This window comes from Kitasatospora sp. GP30 (assembly GCF_029892145.1).
GTDB lineage: Bacteria > Actinomycetota > Actinomycetes > Streptomycetales > Streptomycetaceae > Kitasatospora > Kitasatospora acidiphila.
This window is the reverse complement of the sequence record NZ_JARZAH010000025.1, coordinates 100,137-107,400: the sequence shown is the minus strand read 5'-3', so window position 1 is coordinate 107,400 and position 7,264 is coordinate 100,137. Positions and strand designations below refer to the sequence as shown.

Genomic DNA, 7,264 nt, shown 5'->3' with positions numbered 1-7,264 from the left:
GCGCCGCGCCCCCGCCCGGGGGCCCCCCCCCCCCGGGGGGGGGCCCCCGCCCGGGGGCGGGGGGGGGGGCGCCCCCCGGCGGGGCGGCGGGCCCCGCGCCCCGGCCGCCGCCGTCTCTACTGCTGAGTAACCCCCGTGTTCCGGGCCGGGCCGCCTTCTGGCACCATGACCTCCACACATGCTGCGATGATCATGCGCCGCCCGCGGCAGGCCCTCCCGGAGAACGCGATGCACCCCTTCCTCGACCATCCAGGCCCACTCGCCTTCGCACACCGCGGCGGTGCCCTCGGCGCGCCGGAGAACTCGCTCGCCGCCTTCGAGCAGGCCGTCGCGCTCGGCTACCGCTACCTGGAGACGGACGTGCACGCCACCGCCGACGGCGTGCTGCTCGCCTTCCACGACCACCGGCTCGACCGGGTCACCGACCGTGGCGGTGCCATCGCCGAACTGCCCTGGAGCACCGTCCGCGAAGCGCGGATCGGCGGCACCGAGCCGATCCCGCTCCTGGAGGAGCTGCTGGCGGCCTTCCCCGAGGCGCGCTTCAACATCGACGTCAAGGCAGCGCCCGCCGTCCGGCCGCTGGTCGAGGCGATCCGCCGGACCGACTCCTGGGACCGCGTCTGCGTCGGCGGCTTCTCCGACACCCGCCTCGCCGCCGTCCGCGCCGCCGCGGGCCCGCGGCTGGCCACCTCGCTCGGGCCGCGCGAGGTGCTGCGCCTGCGGCTGCGTTCGCTCGCCGGTCCGCTCGTCCCCGGCCGCCGCCCGCCCGGGCCGGGCATCTGCGCCCAGGTGCCCGAGCGGCACCGGGGCGTCCGGGTGGTAGACCGCTCCTTCGTCCGCACCGCGCACCGGCTCGGCCTGCAGGTCCACGTCTGGACCGTGGACGACCCGGTACGGATCGGGGCTCTCCTTGACATGGGTGTGGATGGCATCATGGCGGACCGCATCGACGTCCTGCACGACGTGCTTGCCGAGCGCGGCCGCTGGACCGGCAGCGACCGTGGAACGACCACCGGAGAAGACTGATCATGATCACCGCTACCGACCCGGCCGACCAGTCGACCGCCGCCGATGCCGACGCCCGCGCGATGAGCCGGATGCGGTTCGGCTGGTACGTCAACGACTGGGCCAACGCCGCGTTCTCGGCCACCGTCCTCACGGTCTTCATCGGCCCGTACCTGACCACGGTGGCCAAGAACGCCGCGGACGCCCACGGCGACGTCCACCCGCTGGGGCTGTCCATCCGGGCCGGCTCGTACTTCCCGTACACCGTCTCGTTCTCGGTGCTGGTCTCGGTCGCCGTCATGCTGCTGACCGGTACCGTCGCCGACCGGACCGGGCGGCACAAGGAGCTGATGTGCGGCTTCGCCTACGTCGGCGCGCTGGCCACGATGGGGATGTTCTTCCTCGACGGCGACCGGTACCTGCTCGGCGGTGCGCTGCTGGTGGTCGCCAACATCGCCTACGCGGTGTCGGTGGCGCTGTCGTACGCCTTCCTGCCGGGGCTCGCGACCGCCGACGAGCGTGACACGGTCTCGTCCAAGGGGTGGGCGGTCGGCTACGCGGGCGGCGGGCTGCTGCTGATCGCCAACCTGGCGCTGTTCGAGGGGCACGACGCTCTCGGCGTCTCCTCCGGCACGGCGGTCCGGATCTGCCTCGCCTCGGCGGGGCTCTGGTGGGCGCTGTTCACCCTGGTGCCGCTGTTCCGGCTGCCGTCCCGTGCCGGGGCGACCCCGGTCGCCGCCCGCCGGCCCGCCGAGCCGGGCAAGCCCGCCGCCGGCAGCCTGCGCGAACTCGCCCGCACCCTGCGCGGTATGCGCCAGTATCCGCTGACCCTGCTCTTCCTGGCGGCCTTCCTCTGCTACAACGACGGCATCCAGACCGTCGTCTCCCAGGCCTCGCTGTTCGGCAGCGAGGAACTCGGCATGGGCCAGACGGCGCTGGTCGCCGCCGTCCTGCTGGTGCAGATCGTGGCGATCGGCGGCGCGCTGCTGCTCGGGCGCATCGCCCGCCGCTACGGCGCCAAGCGGACCGTCCTCGGCTCCCTGGTCGCCTGGGTGGCCACCCTCGCGCTCGGCTACCTGATGCCCGCCCACAAGCCGGTCTGGTTCTTCGGCCTGGCCGCCATGATCGGCCTGGTCCTGGGCGGCAGCCAGGCGCTCTCCCGCTCGCTCTTCTCGCACCTCATCCCGGCCGGCCGGGAGGCGGAGTACTTCAGCGTCTACAAGATCAGCGACCGGGGCACCAGCTGGATGGGCCCGCTGGTCTTCGGGCTCGCCTACCAGACCACCGGCAGCTACCGGTTGGCGATCATCTCGCTGCTGGTCTTCTTCGTCATCGGCTTCGCGGTCCTGGCCAAGGTCCCGGTCCGCCGCGCCATCGAGGCCGTCGGCAACCCCGTGCCCGAGCGCCTCTGACGCGCGCCCACGCCGACTGGCATTTCAGTCAGGGTGGGTCGCGCTCGGGCTCGGACCGCCGGGTAGGGTGTGGGCCTATGGCCGGCCGCAAAACATCAATCCTGGAAGCAGCCGCGCGGGTGATCGCCCGCCGCGGGGTCCGTGGTCTGCGGGTGGAGGAGCTCGCGGCCGAGGCCGGTGTTTCCACCGCGCTGATCTACTACCACTTCAAGGACCGGACCGGGATCCTGCGCCAGACGCTGGAGTTCATCAGCGACCGGGCCGAGCGGTACACCACCGAGCGTGCGGCCGGCGGCGAGGAGCTCGGCCCGCGTGCGGAGCTGGAGCAGACGCTGCTGCTGGAGCTCCAGGACACGCCCGAGGTGCGGGAGAACAGCACCGCCTGGGGTGAGCTGCGCGCCAGCGCGGTGTTCGAGTCGGAGCTGCGGGAGGACCTGGCCCGGGCGACCCTGATCTGGGTGCAGGAGATCGCCGACCTGCTCGGCCGGGTGGTACCGATGGCCTCGGCCACGGCTCTCGCCGCTGCGGCCGAGCGTCTGACCGCCCTGCTGGAGGGTCTCAGCATGCGCTGGCTCTGCGGCGGCATCCCGCTGGACCACGCGAGGACCCTGCTGGTCGAGGGCGTCGACGCCGAGCTGAAGCGCCTGCAGCGGTAGCGGCAAGCCGTCCTGACCTGCGGCGCACCGCGCCGAACCGAAGCGCCTGCGGCGATTTCCGAGCCGCAGGCGCTGCTTTGTGCCGTCTGCCGGTCCTGCCTTGTCCTGCCGATGGCAGCTCGCCTTCCATTTCTTGACTGATTTTTCAGTCAGTGCGAGAGTGAGCGCTGTGCCCGGGCGGCGAGCCGGCGGTGCCGGTGCCCATACTTGATCAGGAGACTCCCATGAGCGATCACAGCAGCCGCATGGTCGGTGACGGCATCCTCGGGGGTGCCGCGGCTTCCCGGCGCGGGCTGCTCGGCGCCGCGGAGCTCGGCGCGGTCGGGCCGGCGGTCGGTGCGCAGCTGTCCGGCGCGCGGCCGGCGGCCGCCGACGGCGGGTCGGCGCCGCGTCCCCGGGTGCCGATGGACGACGTCCCGCACGCCCGGACGTGGATGTCCTGGCCCTCCCGCAAGTCGGTCTGGGGGCGGCAGCTGCGCGGCGTCCAGGAGGACATCGCGCTGATCGCCCGCACCATCGCCCGCTACGAGCCGGTCGTGCTGTGCGCCCCGGACGACCACTCGGTGGCCGAGGCCCGCTCCCACTGCGGCGCGGACGTCACCGTGATCGGCTCGATCCCGACGGATGACCTGTGGATGCGCGACATCGCCCCGGTCTTCCGGCACGACGGCCGCGGCGGACTCGACGCGGTCGGTCTGAACTTCAACGGCTGGGGCAAGAAGCAGGTCCACGCCGACGACGCCTACGTGGCGGAGGGCGTCGCCCGGCTGAACGGCCAGCGGTTCGTCCGCGCCGACTTCGTCGGTGAGGGCGGCGCGATCGAGACGGACGGCGACGGCACGGTGATGGCGACCGAGAGCAGCCTGGTCAACAAGAACCGCAACCGGCGGATGAGCCGCGACGAGATCGAGGTGGCCGTCCTGGACGCCTACGGCGCGGACAGGATGATCTGGGTGCCCGGCATCAAGGGCAGGGACATCACCGACGACCACATCGACGTCACCTCGCGCTTCGTCCGCCCCGGCGTGGTGCTGGTCCAACTGCCGCCTAACGACCGCACCGACGAGTGGGCCCGGGACGCGCGCGAGCAGTTCGCGATCCTCAGCGGGGAGACCGACGCCCGTGGGCGGCGCCTGGAGGTCATCCGGGTCGAGGGGCCGGACACCGTCCGCTCCCGCAAGTCCGACTTCGTCGACTCCTACCTCAACTTCCATGTCGTCAACGGCGCTGTCATCACCGCCCAGTTCGGCGACGCGCACAAGGACGCGGCGGCCAGGGCGGCACTGGCGGCGGCCTTCCCCGGGCGCGAGGTCGTCCAACTCGACGTCGACCGGCTGATGGCGGGCGGCGGCGGCATCCACTGCTCGACGATGCACGAGCCGCTCGCCTAGCACGGCCCCGACTGGGCCCCGCCCATCGCCAACTGGCGTGACCCGTCGCGCTGTTCACCTCGCACGGCCAGGCGCAGTGCTCAACCCGCGCGTGCTGTCGTGCTGTTCACCTCGCACGATCCGTTCCTGGGCGCAGCCGCCTGCCGTCGCGCCGCGCCCCGGACCCCGCTTCACTGGAGAGTCCCGCATGTCCATTTCCGGCTTTTCCCGTCGTGCGGCGCTGCGTTCCCTCGCCGGCGCCGCTCTGCTCGGCCTCGGCGCCACCGCCTGCACCGGCACCGGCACCGACGACCCGGCCGATCCCGCAGACCCCGCCGCCTCCGGGTCGGCCGCCCCGTCCGGCGGCGCCTCCCAGAGCGCCGGGCGCAGGCTGGGCGCGGAGTGGGAGAAGCACGAGCGGACCTTCATGGCCTGGCCCGCCTCCGAGGACGTCTGGGGCGGCCAACTGGGTGCCGTCCGCAAGGACATCGCCGCCGTGGCGCGGGCGATCGGCGGGCGCGAGCCGGTGGTGCTGCTGGTGCGCCCCGGGCAGGAGGACTCCGCGAGGAACGCCTGCGGCTCGGCTGTCGAGATCCTCTCCACCCCGGTGGACGACCTGTGGGCCCGCGACACCGTGCCGGTCTTCGTCGAGCAGGGCGGCAAGGTCAAGGGCGTCGACTTCAACTTCAGCGGCTGGGGCGGAAAGCAGCAGCACGCCAGCGACGCCGGCATCGCCCGCGCGGTGCTGGCCGAGTACGGCTTGGAGCGGATCACCACCCCGATCGTCGCCGAGGGCGGCTCGTTCGAGAGCGACGGCCAGGGCACCCTGCTGATCACCGAGAGCTCGGTGGTCAACGGCAACCGCAACCCGGGCAGGAGCCGGGACCAGGTCGAGGCGGAGCTGAAGCAGGCCCTGGGCGTCACCAAGGTGATCTGGCTGGCCGGCGTGCGCGGCAAGGACATCACCGACGCGCACGTGGACTGCCTGGCCCGGTTCGCCGCCCCCGGCGTCGTCTTCCTGGACCGGGCCTTCCCCGGCACGCCGCCCGACGTCTGGTCCCGCTCGGCCGACCAGGCCCGCGCCGTGCTCGCGGACGCCACCGACGCGGCCGGAAAGAAGCCGAAGGTCGTCGAGATCACCCAGCCCGATCCGGACCGGATCACCGGCCGTGGCGACGCGTTCGTCTCCTCGTACCTGAACTTCTACGTGGGCAACAAGGGCGTCTACCTGCCGCTGTTCGGCGACCCGGAGGCCGACGGGCAGGCCCAGCAGACCATGAAGGACCACTTTCCGGGCCGGGAGATCGTCCCGATCCAGATCGACACCATCGCCTCCGGTGGCGGCGGCATCCACTGCTCCACCCACGACCAGCCCGCCGCCTGACCCTCATCACGAGGAGGTTCATCCACGGGCAACTGACCCCCACCGAGCGCGACCGGCTGCTGATCTTCACGGCGGCCGAACTGGCCCGCCCGGCGCGCACGCGGCCTGCGGCTCAACGTGCCCGAGGCCCCGTGCGGGGGATCGCGGTCAGCGGCCGGTGGTGACGACCATGCGGAAGCGGGCCCGGCCACCGGCCATCTTGGCGACCGCGGCGGCGGTCTCCTCCAACGGGACCTCCTCGATCCAGGCGCGCACGCCGGACTGGGCGGCGAAGCGCAGGGTGTCCTGGATGTCGACGGCGGTGCCGGAGGAGTGGGCGTAGACCCTGCGGTCGCCGTTCAGCAACTGCAGCGGGCTGACCGTGAGCCGGTCGGGTGAGACACCGACGATGACGAGCTCGCCGCGTCGGGCCAGGCCGTCGATGGTGGCGGACATGGCATCGGAGTTGGTGATGGTGGCCAGGACCACCCTGGCTCCGCCGAGGGCTTGGAGGGCCTGGGCGACGTCGCCGGCGGTGCTGTCGATGTAGTGGTCGGCGCCGAGCTTGTGCGCGAGCGGCTCCTTCTCCTGCCCGCGCGCGATCGCGACGGTGCGAAAGCCCATGGCGTGGGCGAACTGGACACCCAGGTGGCCGAGCCCGCCGAGCCCGAGGATGGCGACCGTGTCGCCGGGGCGGGCGGCGGTGTGGCGCAGGGCGTTGAAGACGGTGATCCCGGCGCAAGCCAGCGGGGCGGCCTCGGCGGCGGTCAGCTCGTCCGGCACGGCGGCCAGCGCGACGGCGGGGACGATGACGGAGTCGGCGTAGCCGCCGGGGTAGGCGGCGCCGGGGATCTGCATCTGGGGGCAGTGGATGGCGTCGCCCGTGCGGCAGGCGTCGCACCGCCCGCAACTGCCGCCGTACCAGCCGACGGCGACCCGGTCGCCGACCTGCCAGCCCGCCACGCCGTCGCCGAGCGCGTCGATGCGGCCGGCGATCTCGTGCCCTGGGGTGACCGGGAAGGTGGTGCCGGGCAGCAGGCCGGCTGCGATCAGCAGGTCGGAGTGGCAGACGCCGCACGCCTCGACGGCGATGCGGACCGCTCCGGGCCCTGGCTCGCGAGCCGGGACCTCGACCAGTTCGGGCGGGGCGTCCGGGGCGGCGACCTGGACGGCGCGCAGCATGCCGCCGGGGGACGTGGGGGTGGTGGCAGTCATGGAGAGCCCTTCGCTCTGGGGCCGACGCGGAGCCGGGCCCGCATGCGGTGACCAATCCAGCTTGGTACGTCCGCCGCCGGTTGGCCACACCGTGCCGGCCCGACGGTGAACGCGGCAGGTCCTGCCGTGTGAGACCCTACGGGCGGGAGTCGCAGGGGTGTCGCACGCTGGGGGCGATAGGGGTCATGGGGGCGAAGTGGGATTCGCACGCTGAGCGCCTCCTCCGAGAGCCAGTGAGCCTGC

The 7,264-nt window shown here is 73.1% G+C and carries 6 protein-coding genes; 5 read left to right on the top strand and 1 reads right to left on the bottom strand.

The features are described from left to right. Positions 1–192 precede the first annotated feature (192 nt). The 5 genes from P3T35_RS27845 to P3T35_RS27825 all read left to right on the top strand — a co-directional run bounded on the left by P3T35_RS27845 (position 193) and on the right by P3T35_RS27825 (position 5,827). On the top strand, positions 193–1,026 hold the full coding sequence (locus tag P3T35_RS27845) for a glycerophosphodiester phosphodiesterase (RefSeq protein ID WP_101384800.1): 834 nt from the start codon (positions 193–195) through the stop codon (positions 1,024–1,026). 62 nt (positions 1,027–1,088) lie between these two features. Continuing rightward, positions 1,089–2,417, top strand: a complete 1,329-nt coding sequence (locus P3T35_RS27840) for an MFS transporter (protein ID WP_280708207.1) — start codon at positions 1,089–1,091, stop codon at positions 2,415–2,417. 77 nt (positions 2,418–2,494) lie between these two features. After that, positions 2,495–3,073, top strand: a complete 579-nt coding sequence (locus P3T35_RS27835) for a TetR/AcrR family transcriptional regulator (protein ID WP_101378787.1) — start codon at positions 2,495–2,497, stop codon at positions 3,071–3,073. A 224-nt stretch (positions 3,074–3,297) separates the two neighbouring features. Continuing rightward, on the top strand, positions 3,298–4,464 hold the full coding sequence (locus P3T35_RS27830) for an agmatine deiminase family protein (protein WP_101378786.1): 1,167 nt from the start codon (positions 3,298–3,300) through the stop codon (positions 4,462–4,464). A gap of 187 nt (positions 4,465–4,651) precedes the next feature. Beyond that, positions 4,652–5,827 (top strand): agmatine deiminase family protein, encoded by a 1,176-nt coding sequence (locus tag P3T35_RS27825; protein WP_101378785.1) that lies wholly within the window; start codon positions 4,652–4,654, stop codon positions 5,825–5,827. Between the two features lie 147 nt (positions 5,828–5,974). Here P3T35_RS27825 and P3T35_RS27820 read toward each other — a convergent pair whose 3' ends face one another. Further along, positions 5,975–7,021: an alcohol dehydrogenase catalytic domain-containing protein gene (locus P3T35_RS27820; protein WP_280708200.1), complete on the bottom strand. Its 1,047-nt coding sequence runs from the start codon at positions 7,019–7,021 to the stop codon at positions 5,975–5,977. Positions 7,022–7,264 lie beyond the last annotated feature (243 nt).